The 20,617-nt window shown below is 62.1% G+C and carries 19 protein-coding genes and 1 riboswitch; of the genes, 4 read left to right on the top strand and 15 right to left on the bottom strand.

What is annotated here, in order from left to right:
* Window positions 1–154: 154 nt before the first annotated feature.
* From BEN48_RS09065 to BEN48_RS09010, 13 genes are all read right to left on the bottom strand, one after another.
* Window positions 155–1,678: a M20/M25/M40 family metallo-hydrolase gene (locus tag BEN48_RS09065; RefSeq protein WP_070734270.1), complete on the bottom strand. Its 1,524-nt coding sequence runs from the start codon at window positions 1,676–1,678 to the stop codon at window positions 155–157.
* Window positions 1,679–1,812: 134 nt separating this feature from the next.
* The gene (locus BEN48_RS19300; protein WP_193408668.1) at window positions 1,813–1,959 is read right to left on the bottom strand and encodes an MFS transporter small subunit; all 147 of its coding nucleotides are present in this window, start codon (window positions 1,957–1,959) and stop codon (window positions 1,813–1,815) included.
* Between the two features lie 34 nt (window positions 1,960–1,993).
* Complete coding sequence (locus BEN48_RS09060) at window positions 1,994–3,403, bottom strand: L-lactate MFS transporter (RefSeq protein ID WP_070734269.1); 1,410 nt, start codon at window positions 3,401–3,403, stop codon at window positions 1,994–1,996.
* A gap of 226 nt (window positions 3,404–3,629) precedes the next feature.
* A complete protein-coding gene (locus BEN48_RS09055) occupies window positions 3,630–4,487 on the bottom strand; it encodes an SDR family oxidoreductase (RefSeq protein ID WP_070734274.1) in 858 nt (285 codons plus the stop codon).
* A gap of 187 nt (window positions 4,488–4,674) precedes the next feature.
* Window positions 4,675–5,853, bottom strand: coding sequence for a PA14 domain-containing protein (locus BEN48_RS09050; protein WP_083320915.1), 1,179 nt, complete (start codon window positions 5,851–5,853; stop codon window positions 4,675–4,677).
* A gap of 89 nt (window positions 5,854–5,942) precedes the next feature.
* The gene (locus BEN48_RS09045) at window positions 5,943–6,383 is read right to left on the bottom strand and encodes a putative signal transducing protein (protein ID WP_070734267.1); all 441 of its coding nucleotides are present in this window, start codon (window positions 6,381–6,383) and stop codon (window positions 5,943–5,945) included.
* Between the two features lie 90 nt (window positions 6,384–6,473).
* On the bottom strand, window positions 6,474–7,037 hold the full coding sequence (locus tag BEN48_RS09040) for a hypothetical protein (RefSeq protein ID WP_070734266.1): 564 nt from the start codon (window positions 7,035–7,037) through the stop codon (window positions 6,474–6,476).
* Between the two features lie 48 nt (window positions 7,038–7,085).
* A complete protein-coding gene (locus BEN48_RS09035) occupies window positions 7,086–7,622 on the bottom strand; it encodes an energy transducer TonB (protein WP_158010134.1) in 537 nt (178 codons plus the stop codon).
* A gap of 148 nt (window positions 7,623–7,770) precedes the next feature.
* Window positions 7,771–7,980, bottom strand: coding sequence for a hypothetical protein (locus BEN48_RS09030; RefSeq protein WP_070734264.1), 210 nt, complete (start codon window positions 7,978–7,980; stop codon window positions 7,771–7,773).
* A gap of 366 nt (window positions 7,981–8,346) precedes the next feature.
* Window positions 8,347–9,303 carry a methylenetetrahydrofolate reductase [NAD(P)H] gene (metF, locus tag BEN48_RS09025; protein ID WP_070734263.1) on the bottom strand — a complete coding sequence of 319 codons (957 nt, stop codon included), beginning with the start codon at window positions 9,301–9,303 and terminating at the stop codon, window positions 8,347–8,349.
* 93 nt (window positions 9,304–9,396) lie between these two features.
* Entirely contained in the window at window positions 9,397–13,089 is a 3,693-nt protein-coding gene (metH, locus tag BEN48_RS09020; RefSeq protein WP_070734262.1) for a methionine synthase, read from the bottom strand.
* Between the two features lie 72 nt (window positions 13,090–13,161).
* Window positions 13,162–13,269: riboswitch (SAM riboswitch) on the bottom strand.
* An 83-nt stretch (window positions 13,270–13,352) separates the two neighbouring features.
* Entirely contained in the window at window positions 13,353–14,570 is a 1,218-nt protein-coding gene (locus BEN48_RS09015; protein WP_070734261.1) for a molybdopterin molybdotransferase MoeA, read from the bottom strand.
* 44 nt (window positions 14,571–14,614) lie between these two features.
* A complete protein-coding gene (locus BEN48_RS09010) occupies window positions 14,615–15,682 on the bottom strand; it encodes an SDR family oxidoreductase (RefSeq protein WP_070734260.1) in 1,068 nt (355 codons plus the stop codon).
* 245 nt (window positions 15,683–15,927) lie between these two features.
* Between BEN48_RS09010 and moaC the strand changes: the two genes are divergently transcribed.
* From moaC to BEN48_RS08995, 3 genes are all read left to right on the top strand, one after another.
* Window positions 15,928–16,419: a cyclic pyranopterin monophosphate synthase MoaC gene (moaC, locus tag BEN48_RS09005; RefSeq protein WP_070734259.1), complete on the top strand. Its 492-nt coding sequence runs from the start codon at window positions 15,928–15,930 to the stop codon at window positions 16,417–16,419.
* An 8-nt stretch (window positions 16,420–16,427) separates the two neighbouring features.
* Window positions 16,428–17,627, top strand: a complete 1,200-nt coding sequence (locus tag BEN48_RS19735; protein ID WP_083320914.1) for an NTP transferase domain-containing protein — start codon at window positions 16,428–16,430, stop codon at window positions 17,625–17,627.
* A gap of 162 nt (window positions 17,628–17,789) precedes the next feature.
* On the top strand, window positions 17,790–18,479 hold the full coding sequence (locus BEN48_RS08995; protein WP_070734258.1) for a porin family protein: 690 nt from the start codon (window positions 17,790–17,792) through the stop codon (window positions 18,477–18,479).
* Between the two features lie 168 nt (window positions 18,480–18,647).
* Here the strand turns inward: BEN48_RS08995 and BEN48_RS08990 are convergent, their stop codons facing one another.
* The gene (locus BEN48_RS08990) at window positions 18,648–19,070 is read right to left on the bottom strand and encodes a molybdenum cofactor biosynthesis protein MoaE (RefSeq protein ID WP_070734257.1); all 423 of its coding nucleotides are present in this window, start codon (window positions 19,068–19,070) and stop codon (window positions 18,648–18,650) included.
* A 19-nt stretch (window positions 19,071–19,089) separates the two neighbouring features.
* Window positions 19,090–19,332: a MoaD/ThiS family protein gene (locus BEN48_RS08985; RefSeq protein ID WP_070734256.1), complete on the bottom strand. Its 243-nt coding sequence runs from the start codon at window positions 19,330–19,332 to the stop codon at window positions 19,090–19,092.
* Between the two features lie 180 nt (window positions 19,333–19,512).
* Between BEN48_RS08985 and moaA the strand changes: the two genes are divergently transcribed.
* The gene (gene moaA, locus BEN48_RS08980; RefSeq protein ID WP_070734255.1) at window positions 19,513–20,517 is read left to right on the top strand and encodes a GTP 3',8-cyclase MoaA; all 1,005 of its coding nucleotides are present in this window, start codon (window positions 19,513–19,515) and stop codon (window positions 20,515–20,517) included.
* The last annotated feature ends 100 nt before the right edge of the window (window positions 20,518–20,617 follow it).

Genomic DNA, 20,617 nt, shown 5'->3' with positions numbered 1-20,617 from the left:
TTGCAGCTTACTTCAGCTGAAATCAATGCGGTGCGTTCGCCGTTTACTCTGATTTCAAATGAGTTGTCGTAAGTAACCTTATCAAGTACTTCAACCAACCGGAGGACGACCCAACTGAACAGTTCTAGGGTAAGCCAAATGCAAGGACAACCGCCTACTTCAGCAGCATAATAGCCGCCATGGTCTCAATCCCATCCCATAGATTACCAAGGCGAATATTCTCGTTTTCAGCGTGCTGGTTGTTGTCATAGTTGGCCACGGGCACCGTGATGGTCTGGGCTTGCAGCTGCTGCTCAAACACGTATAGCGGCAGGCTGCCGCCCATGGTGGGCAGCACCACCACGCGGTCGGGGGTAGTGGTTTGCACGGCGGCAATAATCTGGCGGGCAATGGGCAGGTCGAGGCGGGTGCGCTGGGCATTGTAGCCGGTTTCGGGCTGCACGCGGGCCAGCAGCGGGTACTGGGCGCGCTCGGCGTCGGTGGGTTCGGCGGTGGTTACGTGGTAGCCCTGCCGCTCAATGTGGCGGATTACCTTCTGCACCTGGCGCTGGGCGTCGTTGCCGGGCACCAGGCGCAGGTCCAGCACGGCCGAGGCCACCGTGGGAATGACGTTGGCCGCCTGCGCGCCCACGTTGGCGCTCTGCATGCCGTTGATGTTGAGCGAAGGCTGGTTGAGCAGCTCCACCAGCGACTGGCCGGTGCCGTACGGCCGGGCAAAGCCCAGCTCCTGCTGAATGGTCTTGTCCAGATTCGGCACCTGCGCCAGGGCTGTTTTCTCGGCCTGAGTAAGCGGCGTCACGTCATCATAGAAGCCCGCCACGCGCACCCGGCCGGTGCTGTCGGTCATGGAAGCCAGCAGGCGCGACAGGGCCAGGGCCGGGTTGGGCACCCAGTTGCCGTAGTGCCCGCTGTGCAGGGGGCGGCGCGGGCCGTACACTTTCAGGCTCATGTTTACGTCGCCGCGCGCGCCAAACACCACCTGCTTGCGGCCCGACTGGTGCACCGGCCCGTCGCAAATCACCCATACGTCCGACGCGAGCAGCGTTTTGTGGCGGGCCAGAATTTCGGCCAGGTGCGGCGAGCCCCGCTCTTCCTCGCCTTCAAAAAAGAACTTGATGTTGACCTTGGGCTTGAGCTTGCTGGCCATCAGCGCCTGGTAGCCAGTCAGGATGGTCATCACGCCGGCTTTGTCGTCGGAGGCGCTGCGGGCATACAGGCGCCAGTCGGGGCTGAAGGGCTGGCCGGGCGCGGGCCGGGCTGCCAGCTGACCGCCGCGGTCGAGCGGGCCCGTGGCCAGCGCAGGGGTGAAGGGGCTGAGGCCTTCGCGCCACTGGGCGGGGTTCACGGGCTGGCCGTCGTAGTGCGCGTAGAAAATGACGGTGCGGGTGGCGCCCGGCGTGCGTACTTCGCCGAAAACCACCGGCGGCACGCCCGCCGTGGGCGCCGCCAGCAGCTGCGTCTTAATGCCGCGGCGGCGCATCATGTCCTGTATAAACAGGGCCGTGCGGCGCAGGTTGGCCGTGTCGGCGGCTACGTTCGGGATGGCTACCAGTTGCTCAAACTCAGTCAGCAACTCGTGTTCGTGAGCCTGCCGGAACTGACGGATTTTTTGCAGTGGGTCGTTGGCCGATACCGACCCCAACAGGGCCAAAAGGGCCAGCGCGAATAGCTTTTTCATAACCGTAAAGTAAAGCCAATTTCGAGCGGTAAAAAGCTGCTCAGCTTTATACTGAAAATAGTACTAGCCAACCCAAAAAAAAGCAGCCGACACAAGGCCGGCTGCTTCTCAGTCTGCATTAACAAAAAGCAGGACTACTTGAACAGAGTCAGAGCTTTAATGAACGTTTGCGAAACGCCCCACATCAGGGGGACGCCCACAAACAGCCAGGCCAATGCCACCGACATGGTGGAGCTGGGCTCTTCGCTGTTGCTGGGGTGCGAATTCGGTTGCGGATTCATATCGGGAATGAATAAGGAAGTGAAAAACTGAAACCTAGTGGCCCGCCGAGGCAGAGGTCACGGTGCCTTTGAAAGCGTACCGCTCGTTCACGGCCGTCACCATCAGGTTGGCAATGAAACCCACCACCAGCAAGCCGGCCATGGTGTAAAACACGGTCTGGTAGGCGGCAGCGCCGGTCAGGCCCTTGGCCTTCTGGCTGTCGTGCAGGTAGTTTACCAGCAGCGGCCCCAGGATGCCGGCCGTAGACCAGGCCGTGAGCAGGCGGCCGTGAATGGCCCCCACTTGCATGGTGCCAAACAAGTCGCGCAGGTAAGCCGGGATGGTGGCAAAACCACCGCCGTACATGCTCAGAATCACGCAGCACACAATCACAAACATCGTGAGCGAGGCGCTTGCTGCCAGCGAGGGCACCAGGGCATACAGGGCAATGCCCAGGCCGAAGTAAATCATGTAGGTAGGCTTGCGTCCCATCTTGTCGGAGGCCGACGACCAGAAGAAGCGGCCCAGCAGGTTGAACAAGCTGAGCAGGCCCACGAAGCCCGCCGCAGCTGCCGCGGTCACGCCCCGGCCATCGCCCATGTTTTTGTCTGAGAACGTTTCCTGAATGAGGGGCGAAGCCGTTTCGAGCACGCCAATACCGGCCGTCACGTTGCAGAGCAGCACCACCCACAGCAACCAGAACTGGGGCGTCTTAATGGCATTGTCGGCATCCACGTTCGAAGACGTGATGAGGGCGTTGGTTTGGGTGCTGGGCACGTAGCCAGCAGGCTTCCAGCCGTCGGCCGGTACGCGAATGGTGAACACGCCGAACATCATGAAAGCCAGGTAAATGAGGCCCATTACAATGAACGTGGGGGCCACGCCCAGGGGCGCAACGCCTTTAAACTGCGCCATGAGCGCCACGGCCAGCGGCGAGCCAATCATGGCGCCGCCACCAAAGCCCATAATGGCCATGCCGGTAGCCACGCCCGGCCGGTCCGGAAACCACTTAATCAGGGTGCTCACCGGCGAAATGTAACCGATGCCCAGCCCAATGCCGCCCACGAAGCCGTAGCCGAAGTACACCACCCAGATGTTGTGCATGCTGATGCCCAGCGCAGCAATCAGAAAACCGCCGCCGAAGCACAGCGCCGAGGCCATCATGGCCTTGCGCGGGCCCACGCGCTCCAGCCATTTGCCAAACACGGCGGCCGAGAGGCCCAGCAGCACAATGGCAATGGAGAAGATAACGGCTAGCTGCCCGGCCGTCCAGTCGGTGGGTGCGGGAGCGTCCACGTTGCCACTGATGAGGGCACCCATGGGCTTCTTAAACACGCTAAAAGCGTAGGCTTGGCCAATGGCTAAGTGAATGGCCAACGCCGCCGGTGGAATCAGCCAGCGGTTGTAACCGGGACCCGCCACGGTGCGGCTGCGGTCAAGCAGAGATGCGGAATTTTCAGCCATATAAGGAATGGGAATGGGAGTGAAAGAAAGTGTGAATAGGTGGCAGCCACTATGCCATTGGCATGGCTGATAGGGCCGTTAGCGAAAGGTAACCGGCTTTTAAATAGATTGATTGTTTAACGCTTGAAAAGTTTGCTAAACAGCTATAGCTGGGTGGCTATAAAAAAGGAGGCGGCCGATATCATCTGATAATTCGGCCGCCTCCGGGGCCACGTTATTCGGGGCCTTATTCGTCGCTGCTGAGCTTGCCGCCCGTCACGTGCACCAGGCTGCCGGTCATAAACGAGCCGTCCTGGCTGGCCAGCAACACGTAGGCGGGCGCTATTTCCTCGGGCTGGCCGGGGCGCTTGAGCGCCACTTCGTGGCCGAACTTCTTGATTTCTTCCATGGGCATGGTGGCCGGGATATTGGGCGTCCAGACCGGGCCGGGCACCACGCAGTTTACGCGGATGCCGCGCTCGCCCAAGTACAGAGCCAGCGACTTGGTGAGGGCGTGGATGCCGGCCTTGCTGGCCGCGTAGTCCACCAAAATCGGAATGCCCGTGATGCCCACAATGCTGCCCGTGTTGATAATGCAGTCGTCTTTTTTGAGGTGTGGCAGGGCCGCCTGCGCCATCCAGATGTAGCCGAGAATGTTGGTGTCAAACGTGCGCCGGATTTGCTCCTCGCTGATGTCCTCAAATTTCTCCTGGCTCATCTGAAAAGCGGCGTTGTTCACCAGAATGTTGAGCCCGCCCAACTCGTCCAGGGTACGGCGCACGGCCTGCCGGCACTGCTCCGGGTCGCGCACGTCGAGCTGCAGCAACAGGCACTTGCGCTTTTCTTTCTCGACCATTTGCTTGGTCTTTTCGGCATCCTTTACGTTTTCATTGAAGAGGATGGCCACGTGGGCACCTTCTTTGGCAAAGGCAATGGCCACGGCCCGCCCAATGCCCGAATCGCCCCCGGTAATGAGGGCTACTTTGTTCTGGAGCTTGCCGGCGGCGCGGTAGTTGGCCAGGTCTGAATCGGGCTGCAGCTTCATATCGGCCTGGCTGGCGGGGTAGGGCAGCTTTTGGGCCGCCTCCTTAAAATCGGTGGCCATGGGGCGGCGTTCGGCTTTAGCAGGGGCAGCTTTGGGTGCGGCCTTGGCGGCCGTAGCGGGCTCCTTAGGGGTAGGTTTGGCGGCGGCAGTTTTTTTCGTAGTCATGCAAATGGGCGAAAATGTGGACCCTTGCTTACGCGAAAAAGGGCAGAATGGTCACATCAAGTCACGCCGGCCGGACTGGTTTTTACAGCCGCCGCAACACCACCCGACGGTTCAGCGGCCGTTGGGCGGGGTCTGTATTATCGGCCACCGGCTGGGTGCCGCCGTAGCCCACGGGGCGCAGCTGGGGCTTGGGCACGCCGTGCGCCGTGAGGTAGAGGCACACAGCGGCGGCCCGCTGCTGCGAGAGCTGCCGGTTCAGCTCGGCGTTGCCCACGTTGTCGGTGTGGCCCTGCACTTCGAAGCGCAGCTCGGGCCGGGCCCGTAGCGTAGCAGCCAACTCGTCGAGCGCGGTGCGCACGGCGGGCAACAGCTGGGCCTGGCCCTGGTCGAAATACAGCTCGGGCAAGGTCACCGTTTCGCCCACCGTCAAGCGTGACAGCTGCGCTGTGCGGCCCGAATCGGCTACTGGTCGCGCTGGCTCGGGCAGTGGGCCGGGCGCTATGACAACAGCTGGAACGACCTTCCGAACCCGCCTGGCCGTACCAACCGAGGGCTTTTGGGTGCGGCGCGGCCGTGCCGCCGCCTGCTGAGGCTGGGGCCGGACGGGCACCTTGGCCTGTACTGTCACCGGTTGCGGCTGCACAGCCAGCGGCGGCATTGGCCTGGGGTTGCGCGTGTATAGAAATTGGGTAGGGATAGGCTGCGGGGTTGGGGTCTCGGCGTTCAGGCCCCACAGGTTGCGCCACGTGGCCGGGGGCGGCGTGGTCAACGGCTGGTCGGGCCGCTCCCAGGTCACCACCGCCCGGGTGTCCATGCTGTACTGGCAATAGTCCACGCGCAAGCGGCAGGGTTCGTTGGCCCTCAGGTTGATGGCCGCGGTGTAGCTGCTCACGGCCTGGCCCCGCCATTCGTTGAGAATGAGCTTGTCGTTGACCCAGATGCGGATGCCGTCGTCTACGGTCACGTGAAAGACGTAGCGCCCGCTGGCCGGCGGCACCAGCCAACCCGTCCATCGCACCGAAAAAGTCTCAGCCGGCATGCCGTCCGCCGGCGGCTGGTGTCCCCAGTTGAAATTGATGCTGGCATCGCGGCGGCTCAGCACGAACTTTTCAAAGTCGGTGCCCTCGTAATAATCACCTTTGATGCCGTTGCCGGCCCCTTGTGCCTGGCCCCGAGCCGATAGCCCCAGCAGGCACACCCCCAGCAGCAGCCCCATAAGCAACACAGGGCCCCGTCGCCCCCGGTAAGTAACCCAAGCCATGCCGCAATAACGGTAATTTGGGAAAATACAGTATGGATTTTGAACCGGTTTTGGTCTACTACTTATTAACCCCCGAATCCCCGGAGCCGCTACTTAAATTCGTGGCCGCAGTGGAAGCAGTGGTGCCGCTTGCCGCGCAAGGGGTAGCGCAGCAGCACCGACAGCACCCCCGACCAGAAGCTGTAGGTATTGCGCGTGGCCGCCCCGTAAGCCACATCCGAAGAGCCGCAGTTGGGGCAGCGCGGGGCCACGGGGTCGGGCGCATCGGCCGCAAAAGAAGCTACATCGGGCGTGGTAGCCAGGGGCACCGGTACTTCGCTGAGCACGGCAATGGCCGCTTCGGCGTCGCGCTGGCGCACGTGCAGCCGTACCCCGCCCGTGATGGGGCTGTAGAGCGGCATGATGGACACCAGATTCTCGTTGCTCAGAAAGCACGGAATGCCCGCCGCTTCCAACCGCGTACGGGCCAGGTTGGCCGCAATGGGTTCGTAGTACGACTCAAGAAAAATGACGGAATCCGGACTGGCCATGCTCAAAAGTATTGAGTGCTGAATGTTAAGTTGTGAATCTATGAGCAAGTTCTTCGACCAATCCACAACGCAACATTCAACACTCAAAGCTTATTTTGCCTGCTGCCGGGTGGCATCCTTGATGTCTTCGGCCGTGCGGCTGGCCTGCAGGGCCACAAATTCGGCCTGCCGGGCCCGGATGCGCACTTCCTCGCGCGCCGGCAGGTCCATGCGAATCTGCTTCACCTGGTCGTTGAGGCGGCGGTACACGGCGCGGGCGTAGTCCCAGTCGCGGTCGGTCCAGGTGTCGCGCTGCTCGCGGGCCGCGCGAATGAGCTGGGCATAGGCATTGGGCAGGTCGGCGGGCGTGAGGTTGTCGAGCTGGCCGGAGTACGGGCCCATCAGCTTGGTTTCCATGGCAATTTCCTGGCGCGGGTCCAGGGGCTGGTTGCGGCGGGCGCGGTTGGCAGCGTCGTAGCTGGCGGTGGCTTTGCCCAGGCGGGCTACCTTTTGGGCAGCGGTACGGGCCAGGGTGTCCAGCTCGCGTACGCCTTCGCGGGCTACTTCCTGCCGCTCGCGGGGCGTGGAGTCGCAGCCGGTGAGCAGCAGGGCGGCCAGCAACGAGCCGCACGTGGCCCGCAGCGCAGTGCTTGTTTTTTCGAACCGTATTTCCATAGCAAAAGGGAGCCGCAAGTAGTGGTGAGATGGTTGCGATGGTGCCTTCTACGGCTGCGCCAGCCGAAAGGTCAACGTCAACTCATACTCGGCGGCCACGGCCGCGGGCCCTATCTGCGCCGGTATCCATTCGTCGGGAATGGTGCGGGCCACCCGCAGGGCCTCTTGGTCGCAGCCGCTTCCAATGCTGCGCAGCACCCGGTGGCTGGTGGCGTGGCCCAGCGTATCTACCACGAAGCCAATGGTGACCGGCCCCTGAATGCGGCGTTCCTGCGCCAGCTGCGGGTATTGCAGCTGGGTGGTGTACACCGCCAGGGCTGCATCGCCGCCAATAAACAGCGGGGGGCGGTCTACCACGCGGTGCGCCCATTGGCCGGGGCTGGTTTGGGTCCGGTAGCGCATCTCGCCGTTGGGCCGGAAGTAAACCAGTTGCTTGGTCGAGTGGTCGTAGCGTTGCACCACCACCTTTTCCTTAGAAGGCGTAATGCCGTAGTACTCCCACACACCTACTTTGGTGCGGTGGTCCAGCAAGCCACTTTCCCACTTGGTAGTCCGCACCTTCTGGGCGTCGGCAGTGCCGGCCATTCCCACAAGCAGCAATAGCCAGCAGTATGGCAAAATGGTATTTTTCACGGTATAACAGCGTGCGGATTTGCGAATTAGTAAATATTTCCTGTCCCCAAACGTTTGGGGACAGGAAAGGTACTATAAACTCCCAAGCTCCGCAATGGTGCTATTCCGATAAGCCGCCTCCCTCCAAGTCCTCCCGCAGGCTGAGCTGCTGTTCCTGCAGGCCGGGCAAGTGCGGGCAAATGGCGGCCAGCCGTGCCAGAATGCGCAGGGCGCGGCGGTACTCGCCCAGCTGGCGCAGCATGGTGGCCTGCCCCCACAACGCGCCGAAATGGCGCGGCTCCCGGCGCAGCGTTTCCCGGATGTCGGCCAACGACGCCCGGTACTCACCCCGCAGGTAGTAGGCCGTGGCCCGTTTGTTCCAGCCTCGGCAAATTCGGGTTTGGCTTCAATGATGCGGGTGAAGTGCGCAATGGCCAGGGCGTGCTCGCCCGCCTGCATGGCGCGCATGCCCGCCTCCAGCTCCTTGTCGAGGGCTACTTCGCCGGTGGCTAACCACACCTGCCAGATGCCGTTTTGCAGCACCTCAATCTCGGCCGGCGCCGCCGCCAGCCGCAAGCGGGCAAAAAGCTCGTCTAGCATAGACAGTTAGCAGTGAACAGTTGGCAGTGAACAATAACACAAGTTACTCCAGTAGAATAAACGACGCTGGAAGGAACCGAATGATTGCGCACTAATTTCAAAACAGCTCGGCCGCGATGCGCCGGATGCTCTCCGACTTGCCCATGGAATAGTAGTGCAGGCAGGGCACGCCGTGGGCCATCAGCTCGCGGCTCTGGTTGATGCACCACTCAATGCCGATGCGCCGTGCATCCTCGTTGTCGCGGCATTGGCTGATGGCTTCCACCAGCGGCTCGGGCAGGTTGAGGTAAAACGTGCGCGGCAGCATGGTGAGCTGCGACTTGGAGGTGAGCGGCTTGAGGCCCGGGATGATGGGCACCATAATGCCAGCCTCGCGGCACAGGCGCTCGAACCGGAAGAATTCTTCGTTGTCGAAAAACATCTGGGTCACCACGTAGTCGGCGCCGCGGTCCACTTTGTGGCGCAGGTAGCGGATGTCGGACTGGTAGTTAGGCGCTTCGAAGTGCTTTTCGGGGTAGCCGGCCGTGCCAATGCAGAAGCCGGTGGCCCAGCTGTCGTCCTGCTCCTGGTCGAGGTATTCGCCCTTGTTCAGGTCGGCCACCTGCCCGATGAGGTCGGCGGCGTAGGCGTGCCCGTCGGGCTCGGGCTTGAAGATGCCCTCGCTCTTGATGGGGTCGCCGCGCAGGGCCAGCACCGAGTCAATGCCCAGAAAATGGAGGTCAATCAGCGCATTTTCCGTTTCTTCCTTGCTGAAGCCGCCGCAGATGAGGTGGGGCACGGTGTCCACGTCGAAGCGGTTTTTGATGGCCGCGCAAATGCCCACGGTGCCCGGCCGGCGGCGCACGGTTTTCTTCTCCAGCAGCCCGTTGGGGTGGTGGCGGTACACGTACTCCTCGCGGTGATACGTCACGTCGATAAACGGTGGCTTGAACTCCATCAGCGGCTCAATATTCGAGAACAGCGTGTGGATGTTTTCGCCCTTTTTCGGCGGCAGCACTTCAAAGGAAAACAGCGTTTTGCCGTTGGCGCGGTCCAGGTGGTCGGTAACTTTCATCGGTTAGCTGTTGGCCTTTAGCTAAGAGCTTTTGGCAATAGTAATTTTATAGGAGGAGAGCTAATGGCTAGCAGCTAAAAGCTAACGGCTTAATTATTTGGGTTCGTAGTTCAGGTTCGGCATCAGCCAGCGTTCCAGCTCTGCCAACGGCATATTCTTGCGCTGCGCGATGTCGGCCACCTGGTCCCTGCCAATCCGGCCCAGGCCGAAGTAGCGCGAATCAGGGTGCGCGTAGTACATGCCGCTCACGGACGAGGCCGGGTACATGGCCAGGTTTTCGGTGAGGGTGATGCCAGTAGTGGCGCCCGCGTCCAGCAGCCGGAACAGGGTGATTTTCTCGGTGTGGTCGGGGCAGCCGGGGTAGCCGGGGGCCGGGCGCACGCCGCGGTATTTTTCCTGCACCAACTCTTCGCCGCTCAGGTGCTCGTCGGGGGCATAGGCCCAGAACTCGCGGCGCACCCGCTCGTGCAGGCGCTCGGCGAAAGCCTCGGCCAAGCGGTCGGCCAGGGCCTTCACCATGATGCTGGAATAGTCGTCGTGGTCGGCCGCAAACTGTTCCAGTAGCGCCTCAATGCCGATGCCGGCCGTGACGGCAAAGCCGCCCATGTAGTCGGCCCGGCCCGAGTCTTTGGGCGCCAGGTAGTCGGAAAAGGCCACGTTGCGAATGCCCGGGCCCTTCTCGCCCTGCTGCCGCAGCGTGAAAAACTCCGTGGCCACCGTGTCGCGCGAGTCGTCGGCGTAGATTTCGATGGTGTCGTGGCCCACGGTATTGGCCGGCCAGAAGCCCAGTACGGCGCGGGCCGTGAGCAGCTTTTCTTCAATAATCTTCCTGAGCAGCGCCTGCGCATCTTCAAAGAGCTTGGTGGCGGCTTCGCCCAATGTCTCATCGGTGAGGATGCGCGGGTAGCGACCTTTCAGCTCCCAGGTGTGGAAGAATGGTGTCCAGTCGATGTACTCGGCTAGCTCGGCCAGGTCATAGTCTTCCAGCACCTTCGTGCCCAGGAAAGTTGGTTTGGTGATGGGCGTAGTGGCCCAATCAGCTTTGAAGCCGTTTTCGCGGGCCGCAGCTATGGTCAGGTAGTTTTTGTCGCGTTGGCGGCTGGCGTAGTCGGCGCGCAGGGCGGCGTAGTCGTCGGCCACGGTTTGGGCATAGGCCGCCTCGCCCGAGCCCAGCAGGCCCGCCGCCACACCCACCGAGCGCGAAGCGTCGTTGACGTGCACCACCGCGCCGCTGTAGGCGGGCGCGATTTTTACGGCCGTGTGCAGGCGCGAAGTCGTAGCGCCGCCGATGAGCAGCGGCACCTTCATACCGCGCTTCTGCATGGCCTGGGCCACGTACACCATCTCATCGAGCGAGGGCGTGATAAGGCCGGACAGGCCAATGACGTCCACTTGCTGGCGCTGGGCCTCGTCGAGAATCTTCTCTAGCGGCACCATCACACCCAGGTCGATGATGTCGAAGTTGTTGCAGGCCAGCACCACGCCCACAATGTTTTTGCCGATGTCGTGCACATCGCCCTTCACGGTGGCCATCAGGATTTTGCCGGCCGTCTGGCGGTCCTGCCCGCGCTTATCGGCCAGCAGGTAGGGCTCCAGGTAGGCCACGGCCTTTTTCATCACGCGGGCCGATTTCACCACCTGCGGCAAAAACATTTTGCCGGCGCCAAACAGGTCGCCCACCACGTTCATGCCAGCCATCAGCGGGCCCTCAATCACGTCGAGCGGGCGGGGCAACTCCTGGCGGGCGGCCTCGGTGTCTTCGTCAATGAATTCGGTGATACCCTTCACCAGCGCGTGCGAGAGGCGCTCCTGCACCGGCAGGCTCCGCCAGGCATCGGCCACCACTTCCACTTTTCCTTTTTGCTTCACCGTGTCGGCAAATTCCAGCAGGCGCTCGGTGGCGTCGGCGCGGCGGTTGAGCAGCACGTCTTCCACCAGCTCCAGCAGGTCCTTGGGCACTTCGTCGTACACCGCCAGCTGGTTGGGGTTCACAATGCCCATGTCCAACCCCGCCTGAATGGCGTGGTAGAGGAAGGCCGCGTGCATGGCCTCGCGCACCACGTCGTTGCCGCGGAACGAGAACGAAATGTTCGACACGCCGCCGCTGGTGAGGGCACCCGGCAGGTTGGCTTTTATCCAGCGCACCGACTCAATGAAGTCGATGGCGTAGTTGCGGTGCTCCTCCATGCCGGTGCCAACGATGAGGATATTGGGGTCGAAAATGATGTCCGCGGCCGGAAAATTGATGCCCATCAGCAGGTCGTAGCTGCGCTGGCAGATTTCCTTGCGACGCTCCAAGGTGTCGGCCTGGCCATCCTCGTCAAAAGCCATCACCACCATGGCGGCGCCATACTGGCGCACGGTGTGGGCACGCTGCAAAAACACTTCGGGACCTTCTTTCAGCGAGATTGAATTCACGATGCTCTTGCCCTGCACGCACTTCAAGCCAGCTTCCAACACGCTCCATTTCGAGGAGTCTATCATCACAGGTACCCGCGAAATATCAGGCTCCGAGGCAATGAGGTGCAGGAAAGTGGTCATGGCTTGCTCCGAGTCAAGCATGCCTTCATCCATATTAATGTCGAGCACCTGGGCGCCCTCTTCCACCTGTACGCGGGCCACGGCCAGGGCCTCTTCATAAGCCCCCGTACGGATGAGGCGGGCGAAAGCCCGTGAGCCGGTCACGTTGCAGCGCTCGCCCACGTTCACAAACAGACTTTCGGACTTGATGGCGAACGGTTCCAGCCCGCTCAAGTGGGTGGCTGGGGGAATTTCAGTGGGCAATGCCCGGGGCTTGTACCGTTCCGCCAGCTTGCTCAGCTCGGCAATGTGCTGGGGCGTGGTGCCGCAGCAGCCGCCCACCACCGTCACGATTCCTTCCTTCAGATATTCTTCCACCAGCGCCGCAAATTCTTCGGCCGACTCATCGTAGCCGCCAAAAGCGTTGGGCAGGCCGGCGTTGGGGTAGGCCGAAATGTGCACGTCGGAAATGCGGCTCAGCTCCTGCACGTACTGGCGGAGCTGGTCGGCGCCGAGGGCGCAATTAAGGCCCACGCTCAGCAGCGGCAGGTGGCTGATGGAGTTCCAGAACGCGCCTACCGTCTGGCCGCTCAGCGTGCGGCCCGAGGCGTCGGTAATCGTGCCCGAAATCATGATGGGAACCACCCGGCCGCCTTCGTCAAAGAATTTCTGCACGGCGTAGAGGGCCGCTTTGGCATTCAGCGTGTCGAAAATGGTTTCGATGAGTAGGGTGTCCACGCCGCCGTCCACGAGGCCGCGTACCTGCTCCAGGTAGGCCGTGGCCAGCTCGTCAAAGGTCACGGCGCGGAAGCCGGGCCGGTTCACGTCGGGCGAGAGGGAAGCGGTGCGGTTGGTGGGTCCCACGGCACCGGCTACAAAGCGCGGCTTTTCGGGCGTGGAGTATTCATCGGCCGCCTCGCGGGCCAAGCGCGCCGACTCGTAGTTCAGCTCGTACACCACGTGCTCCAGGCCGTAGTCGGCCTGGGCAATGGTGGTGCCCGAAAACGTGTTGGTTTCCACCATATCAGCCCCCGCGGCGAAGTACTCGGCGTGGATGGTCTTGATGATGTCGGGCCGCGTGAGGCTCAGCAGGTCGTTGTTGCCGCGCAGGGGCCGGTCGTGGTCAGCAAATCGGGCGCCGCGGAAGTCCTCTTCCGTCAGCGGGTAGCGCTGAATCATGGTGCCCATCGCGCCGTCGAGAATCAGCAGGCGCTGGCGGAGCAGTTCGGGAAGGGGAGAGGCGGCGGCGAGGGTGGCGGTGGGCATTTCTTTCGGATTGAGTAACGGGCAAAAAGCGCGTATCCAGAAAGAAACCCAGGCGGTGAGGCTCGGTTCCGGCTGTCATCTTCTTCCACCAAAAACGCGGTGAAACGGGAGTTGGCACCTACTCGTGGTAGGTTGCCAAGACGTCATCGGGCCCGGTCCCTCGGTCTTTCTGGATAGCAGCGTAGTACAAAGATACAACTTGTGGCACATGCTTTCGCTTGGGCCTCCTCTACTGTCCCACTACGCACAAGCGAAAGCATGTGCTACAGCCCCCACGCCGGCCACACGCTGCCGGCCGCAAATACCACTGGCTCTGGCGGCAGTTCCAGAAAAGCGTTGGCTCCCACCAGCCCGGTGAGGTCGCCGGAGCCACCCACGCGCAGCGGTGTGGCCAGCCGCCGCCCTTCGGCGTCCACGGTCAGGCGCACGGGCACGAAATGCGCCAGCTGGGGCTTGAAATTTATTTCCACAGTCAGCATGGCGGGTGCGGGCACTTCATCTGCTGCTTCTGCTGTGCCAAGTGGCTGCTGCACGGCGCGCAGCCAGGGCCGCACGTACCGGCAGGCGGTGAGAAAGGTGGATACCGGGTTGCCGGGCAGCCCAAACACCACCGGGCCTTCGCTCTTAGCCCCAAACCACATGGGCTTGCCGGGGCGCTGGTTCACTTCGTGGAAAATCTCAACTACCTCCAACTCGCGCAACAGGCCCGGCAGGTGGTCGGCGCGGCCCTTGCTCACGGCCCCGCTCAGCACCACAGCATCGAAGCCGGCATTGATGATGTTGGTGAGCCCCAGGCGCAGCGCCGTGAGCTCGTCGGTGAGGTGAAAAAGCGACACCTCGGCGCCCGTTTGGATAAACAAACCCTGGAGGGCGTAGGCATTGGAACGCCTGATTTGGTGCGGCAGCGGCGTTTCGCTGATGCCCACCAGCTCGTCGCCGGTGCTCACCACGGCCACGCGCGGGCGGCGCGTCACGCGGATTTCGGCGGCGCCCACGGTGGCGGCCACGGCCAGCTCGGCCGGCCCCAGGCGGGTGCCGGGGGCTAGCAGCGCATCGCCCCGGCGGCGGTCGGCGGCTTGGCGGTGCACGTTGACGCCGGGTGCGGCGGGGGGAGCAATCTGAATGGTGGCGCGGTTATTTTCCAGCACCGTGTCCTCGTAGCGCACCACCACGTCTGTGCCGGGGGGCAGCACGGCGCCCGTCATCACTTCCACAGCGGCTAGCGGGTTTTGCAGCGGCTGGGGCGGCGCACCGGCATACTGCGTGTGCTCAATGGCGAACTCCGTCTGGCCCGCCGCCCAGGCGGCGTGCACCACCGCAATGCCGTCCATCGCCACTCGGTTGAAGGGCGGAAAGTCGCGGTCGGCCGTGAGCGTTTCGGCCAGCACGCGAGCCAGCGCCTCGGGTAGGGGCACGGTTTCGGCAGGCAGCGGGCGGGCAGTGGCTAATACACGAGTAAAGGCTTCGGAAACAGAGAGCATGGGGTAATGAAATAGTGTTCAGGGGTGAGCCGGCTGCCGCGAACCTACGGAATCAATCGGTCCTCGTGCAGTTGGGCAAACAAGTCGAAAAACGAGTCTTCGGTGCGCTGGTACACGGCGAAGCCGCGCTGGCGGCTGTTGGCCATGTCGGTCATCACCTCAATGGGACGGCCCAAATCCAGGTCGGTGTGCCAAGGCGAGGCGAGGCGGCTCAGGTCCGGCTCGGCCAGGCCGTGCCGCGTGGCGATGTCGCGCCAGAGGTCGGCATCGCCAGCCATTTCGACTTCCAGCGGATGCATGGTACCATCGAATCCCACCGGCTCCACGCCGAACCATTCGGCCAGGCGCCCCCACAGCCAGCTCCAACGGAAAATATCCCCGTTCACAATGTTGTAGGCTTCGTTGCGAGCCGCCTCTGTAGTCGCGGCCCACACCAGTTGCTTGGCGATAACGCGGGCATCGGTCACATCAGACAGGCCGTCCCACTGCGCCTGCGAGCCGGGCCAGCGAAACGGCCGGCCGGTTTCTTTGCAGATGCTGGCGTACACGGCCAGCGTGGTGCCCAGGTTCATCAGGTTGCCCACCGCCTTGCCGATGATGGTGTGCGGGCGGTGAATGCTCCACATGAAGCCGTCGCGGGCCGCCGCGGCATACACTTCGTCTTCCTGGGCGTAATAAAAATTGTCGAGCGCCAGCCGGGGCTGCGACTCACGCAGCGGCGTAGGGGGCGGCAGGCCGCCGTTTACGTACGCCTCAAACGGCCCCAGGTAATGCTTTAGGCCCGTGACCAGAGCGACATGCTGCACAGAACCTTTCTTTCCAAGCACGGCCAGCAGGTTGCGTACCATGGCGCCGTTCACGCGAATGTTCTCGGCCTCGGTGTCGTTACGCATCCAGCTGGTGATGAATACGTGCGTGGGCACCAAGTCGGCCAGGGCCGTTTCCAGGCTGGCCACGTCGAGCAAGTCGGCGGCCACGGGCTGCAGGCCGGCAACATCGGTGCTGGGCCGGCGGGCCAGGCCGTAGGTTATCCAGTTATTAGCCAGCAGCTCCCGGGCCAGGTTGCTGCCGATAATGCCGCTGGCACCCACTACTAAAGCGGTATTGGTCATGATGGGTATTTATGTCGAATAGAAAGCACGAGCAGGCCTAACGCGCCCGGCCTGTAGAACTGCCAACGTATTTTCGGCCAGTCGCGGCCAGGAAACAGGCATCGGTATTCCTATTGTGCGACTAAACAATCGGCCGCCATTTTTGGCTGTTAGCATTGCCAAAGTGGCCGCTTGCCTGGAGCTGCGCCCTCGCTTTTCTTTTTAACTACCAACGATTAGACGCAATTACGCGTCTATACTATCTTATGCTAACCAAGAATTTTACCCACGTCAACGCCGCCAACCAGCCCACTATGGTGGACGTGGGCGCCAAAATGCCCACCCGCCGCGTGGCCCGCGCTCACTGCCGCGTGGTGCTGGGCTCCGAGTTGCTGGGCCGCGTGCAGGCCGGCGAGATGCCCTTGCACAAGGGCCCCGTCATTCACACGGCCATTCTGGCGGGCATCATGGGGGCCAAGCGCACCGCTGAGCTCATTCCGCTCTGCCACCCGCTGGGGCTGGACGACTGCCAGGTCACCATCGTGCCCGACGGCCCCGCCGCCCTGCGCGTGGAGTGCACCGCCGTGGTCACGGGCCGCACCGGCGTAGAAATGGAGGCCCTGACCGGTGCCACCATCGCGGCCCTCACCATTTATGACATGTGCAAGGCCTTCTCGCACGACATCACCATCGACGCGGTGCAGTTGGTGGAAAAAACCGGCGGTAAAAGCGACTTTCATCGGTCCGAAAATTTGTAAATTTCTTCATGGACAGTTCTTCAACCCCCGCTGCAAAACGCTCGAAACACGCCGCCCTGGCCCGCCCCGATTTGGGGGAGTTTGGCCGGCACGAGCTGGCGATACTGGGCGCCCCCTGCGGCGACATTCAGGCGCTGGTGGCGCACCTGCTGCCGCACCTGGCCCCCGCGTTGCGCGTGGCCTACGTCGACGCCGACCACGCGGCCGGCGATGCGGCCTCCGAAGCCCAGGATTTGCTGGCCACAGAACCGCGCCCCGCCCCTCAGGTAGCCGAAAAGGGCCTCTCGGCCGAATTGGTTGATAAAATTACCCATCGCCAGCTCAACTTAGTGCGAGCACTGGACAAGTTCTCGCAGCCCGAATTGCTGGCTCACGAAAGCGTGGTGCTGGTGAACGGCAACCACTTCCGTGCCCGCCAGCAGGTGGTGATTGTGGACCCGCGCAAGCCGTTGGATAAGAAGCTCGACCGCCTCACCGATGTGCGCCTGATACTGCTGGCTGATGGCCAAACCGAACTGCCCGCCGTGCTGGCCCAGCACCTGAGCACCGCCCCGCTGCCACCCGTGCTGCGCCTTACCGACCCGGCCGGCATTGCCGCGTTCATCCGCCAGTGGTACCTGCTGGCGGCGCCCGTGTTGCGCGGCCTGGTGCTGGCGGGTGGCCGCAGCGAGCGAATGCAAACCGACAAAGGCGCGCTGCACTACCACACCCTCGACCAGCGCCAGCACACCGCTGCCCTGCTCGGCGAGTTTTGCCCCGACGTGCGCGTGTCCGTGCGGCCCGACCAGGCTGCCGCCCTGCCCGCCGGCCTGAAGCCCTTGCCCGATACCTTCCTCAACCTGGGCCCACTGGGCGGCTTGCTTTCCGCATTTCAAGCCGACCCCAACGCGGCGTGGCTGGTGCTGGCCTGCGACTTGCCATTCCTAACCCGCACCACGCTGGATTTTCTGGTGACAAACCGGCAAGCCAGTCGCGCCGCCACGGCCCTGCGCAGCCCGTGGAATGATTTCCCGGAGCCGCTGGTCACCATCTGGGAGCCGCGCAGCTACGGGCAGCTGCTGCGGTTTTTGAGCCTGGGGTATTCGTGTCCCCGCAAGGCGCTAATTAATTCTGATATTGAGCTGCTGGCACCACCCGTGCCCGAGGAGCTGCGCAACGTGAACACGCCCGAAGAGCGAGCCGCTGCAGAGCGCGAGCTGATAGGCTAATTGATTGGCAATTAATTGCTGTGGCTGCGGTGCGGGCTGGTAAGTCACTCCCTTGCCGGGGTGTTGTATACAAGAATTGTAAAAAAGTTCGTTTATGGTTCACAATTGGCACACTTTTCGAATGTAGCCAACCCGAGTAATCATTTACACTCTCCACTCACCATGAAAAAATCTGCATTTTTAATCGGAGCATTGTTCGCTACAGCGGCTGTTTCATCGGCTCAGGCCCAGGATGTGCGCTTTGGCCTGCGTGCCGGCGCTAACTACTCCAACCTGTCCGGCAACATCAAAAACGAAAACACCTACAACAACAAAATTGGCTTTTTGGGTGGTGTGATGGTCAACATACCCGTCGTGGAGAACTTCTTCTCCGTGCAGCCCGAGATTCTGTATTCGCAGAAAGGCTTCGATAATAAGCCCACCGAATTCACGACCGTGCTCGGTGCCAAGCAGAAGCGCGAAGGCAGCGTGAACTACAACTACCTCGACGTGCCCGTGCTGTTGAAAATCAACGCCGGTGGCTTCATTGTGGAGGCTGGTCCGCAGTACTCCTACCTGCTGGGTTCCAACAACGAAACCAAAACTACCACGACTCCGGCTCTGGGCGGCGCGCCCTCCACCACCCAAGCAAACGATAAAAACGACGTGAGCGGCCTCAACCGCAACGAGCTTGGCTACCTGGCCGGCGTGGGCTACCAGGCCAACAACGGCCTGAGCCTAAGCCTGCGCTACACCGGCGCCTTCAGCGACTTTGTGAAGAGCGACGACAACACCTACTTCAACGGCGACCTGAAAAATGCCCGCCACTCGGCCTTCCAGCTCTCGCTCGGCTACCTGATTGGCAGCAAGTAAGTCTGAAGCTACCTGTCATGCTGAACTTGCGAAGCATCTTGTCACCGCAGAACAGTTCATGCGAATGTGAAAAGACACTTCGCGAATTCAGCATAAAAGGGTAATTGAATAGCAATGAAAAGCCCGGTTCCTGCGCAGAACCGGGCTTTTTTGTGAAAATAATTTGCCCTACGGGTGCGCCGCCACCCACTCGGTTCCGTCCTCGTACTCCTCGCGTTTCCAGATGGTGACCACCTGCTTGAGCGTGTCGATGATGAACTGGCAGGCGGCGAAGCTTTCGGCGCGGTGCGGCGTGGCCACGGCCACCACCACGGCCACATCGCCTAGCTCCAGAGTGCCTTTGCGGTGCACCACTGCCACTTCCTGCAGCATGGGCCACTTTTCGTAGGCCTGCGCCACCACGTGGCCAAGCTGCGTGAGGGCCATGCTATCGTAGGACTCGTAGTGCAGCCGACGCACCGGGCGACCCCCCGACTGATTGCGTACTGTACCGATAAAGGCATTGACCGCGCCCGCAGCGTCGGTTTGCACGGCAGCCAGGGCACTAGCTACGTCTACAGGCTGGTCGGTGATGGAAAGATGAGGAGTCATTATTCAGTTAACTGGTTTTCTACCCGCCGGCTACGGGCGGAATTAGTGCAATTTCGTCTGTGGTGCGCAGGGGGTGGTCGTGGGTGGCGTACTCGTTGTTTACGGCCACGGCACAACTGCGCAGCTCGCCCAGGGCGGGGTATTGCTTACGCATTTCGGCCAGCAGCTCGCCCACCGTGGCGGGGGCGGGGGCGGGCAGCTCAATGACCGAAGTGCCCACGATGTCGCGGGTAATACCAAAGAGGGCGACTTTTAAAGACATATCTTTCGATGTTATTTTTGGACCTGAGCCAGCACCAGGCAAGGAATTGATGCCCTGCCGCGCGCAAGACCTGAACACCTTTTGGTGATTGAGGGTTTAGCGCAAGCGGGGTGTCTTACGTACAACCCGACAAATTTGGTGATAAACGTGCTACCGACTGCTTCCCCTACGGCCACTCCTATGGCTTCTACGCTCTACGACCAGCACGGCCGGCCGCTGGAATACCTGCGCTTGGCCGTGACCGACCGCTGCAACCTGCGCTGCTTCTACTGCATGCCCGAACAAGGCATCAAGTATATGCCCAAGCACGAGCTGCTGAGCTACGAGGAGATGCTGCGCCTCACCGGTTTGCTGGCCACTATGGGCGTGCGTAAAGTGCGCCTCACCGGCGGGGAGCCCTTTGTGCGGCGCGACCTAGTGCCCTTCATGGAGCACCTGGCCGAACTGCCCGGCATTGAAGACATCAGCTTGACTACCAATGGCGTACTTACCGCGCCCCACGTGCCGGCCCTGGCCCGTATAGGTGTGAAGGCCGTGAACCTCAGCCTCGACACACTGGACCGCGCCCGGTTTGCCAGCATCACGCGACGCGACGAACTGCCGCGTGTGATGGAGACGTTCTACGCGCTGCTCGAGGCGGGTATTAAGGTGAAAATTAATGCTGTGGTGATGGACGGGCAAAACATCGACGCCCTTGTTCCCCTAGCCGACCTCAGCCGCACGCTGCCCGTAGACGTGCGCTTTATTGAGGAGATGCCCTTCAACGGTGGCAGCCACGAGGCCGGGCCGGACTCCCTGCCCTGGAACCACGTACGCATTCGCCAGCACCTGGAGCAGCACTTTGGCGAGCTCATGCCAATAGCCATGGCAGCCGGGGCCACGGCCTCGGACTATGCCATTGCGGGCCATCAAGGCCATGTTGGCATCATTGCGGCGTATTCGCGCACGTTCTGCGGCACCTGCAATCGCCTGCGCATGACGGCCGAAGGCGGCATCAAAACCTGCCTCTACGACCAGGGCGTGCTCGACGTGCGGGCCCTGCTCCGCGGCGGCAAAGACGATGAGGAAATAGCCGCTGCGCTGGCCGCCGCGTTCCGCTTTCGGGCCGCTAACGGCTTTGAGGCCGAACGGCAGCGCCCCCTGCACCAACTCAGCTTCGAGAGCATGGCCACCATTGGCGGCTAGCCGTAGCCGGAAGGCACCGTGCTTATGTGTTTTTCTTATCATGCTGACCATCAGTATGGCCGGCCTGTTGCAATATGTCTCGGTGACCAGGAAAAGGTGC

The sequence above is a fragment of the Hymenobacter glacialis genome, from assembly GCF_001816165.1.
Classification (GTDB): domain Bacteria; phylum Bacteroidota; class Bacteroidia; order Cytophagales; family Hymenobacteraceae; genus Hymenobacter; species Hymenobacter glacialis.
The sequence above is the reverse complement of the archived record's forward strand: the minus strand, read 5'-3'. Positions and strand labels throughout refer to the sequence as shown.

What these genes read in the sequence shown, in the direction of transcription:
- BEN48_RS09065 (WP_070734270.1), bottom strand. Translation starts at nt 1,678, where the DNA reads ATGAAAAAGCTATTCGCGCTGGCCCTTTTGGCCCTGTTGGGGTCGGTA.
- BEN48_RS19300 (WP_193408668.1), bottom strand. Translation starts at nt 1,959, where the DNA reads ATGAATCCGCAACCGAATTCGCACCCCAGCAACAGCGAAGAGCCCAGC.
- BEN48_RS09060 (WP_070734269.1), bottom strand. Translation starts at nt 3,403, where the DNA reads ATGGCTGAAAATTCCGCATCTCTGCTTGACCGCAGCCGCACCGTGGCG.
- BEN48_RS09055 (WP_070734274.1), bottom strand. Translation starts at nt 4,487, where the DNA reads ATGGCCACCGATTTTAAGGAGGCGGCCCAAAAGCTGCCCTACCCCGCC.
- BEN48_RS09050 (WP_083320915.1), bottom strand. Translation starts at nt 5,853, where the DNA reads ATGGCTTGGGTTACTTACCGGGGGCGACGGGGCCCTGTGTTGCTTATG.
- BEN48_RS09045 (WP_070734267.1), bottom strand. Translation starts at nt 6,383, where the DNA reads ATGGCCAGTCCGGATTCCGTCATTTTTCTTGAGTCGTACTACGAACCC.
- BEN48_RS09040 (WP_070734266.1), bottom strand. Translation starts at nt 7,037, where the DNA reads ATGGAAATACGGTTCGAAAAAACAAGCACTGCGCTGCGGGCCACGTGC.
- BEN48_RS09035 (WP_158010134.1), bottom strand. Translation starts at nt 7,622, where the DNA reads ATGGCCGGCACTGCCGACGCCCAGAAGGTGCGGACTACCAAGTGGGAA.
- metF (WP_070734263.1), bottom strand. Translation starts at nt 9,303, where the DNA reads ATGAAAGTTACCGACCACCTGGACCGCGCCAACGGCAAAACGCTGTTT.
- metH (WP_070734262.1), bottom strand. Translation starts at nt 13,089, where the DNA reads ATGCCCACCGCCACCCTCGCCGCCGCCTCTCCCCTTCCCGAACTGCTC.
- BEN48_RS09015 (WP_070734261.1), bottom strand. Translation starts at nt 14,570, where the DNA reads ATGCTCTCTGTTTCCGAAGCCTTTACTCGTGTATTAGCCACTGCCCGC.
- BEN48_RS09010 (WP_070734260.1), bottom strand. Translation starts at nt 15,682, where the DNA reads ATGACCAATACCGCTTTAGTAGTGGGTGCCAGCGGCATTATCGGCAGC.
- moaC (WP_070734259.1), top strand. Translation starts at nt 15,928, where the DNA reads ATGCTAACCAAGAATTTTACCCACGTCAACGCCGCCAACCAGCCCACT.
- BEN48_RS19735 (WP_083320914.1), top strand. Translation starts at nt 16,428, where the DNA reads ATGGACAGTTCTTCAACCCCCGCTGCAAAACGCTCGAAACACGCCGCC.
- BEN48_RS08995 (WP_070734258.1), top strand. Translation starts at nt 17,790, where the DNA reads ATGAAAAAATCTGCATTTTTAATCGGAGCATTGTTCGCTACAGCGGCT.
- BEN48_RS08990 (WP_070734257.1), bottom strand. Translation starts at nt 19,070, where the DNA reads ATGACTCCTCATCTTTCCATCACCGACCAGCCTGTAGACGTAGCTAGT.
- BEN48_RS08985 (WP_070734256.1), bottom strand. Translation starts at nt 19,332, where the DNA reads ATGTCTTTAAAAGTCGCCCTCTTTGGTATTACCCGCGACATCGTGGGC.
- moaA (WP_070734255.1), top strand. Translation starts at nt 19,513, where the DNA reads ATGGCTTCTACGCTCTACGACCAGCACGGCCGGCCGCTGGAATACCTG.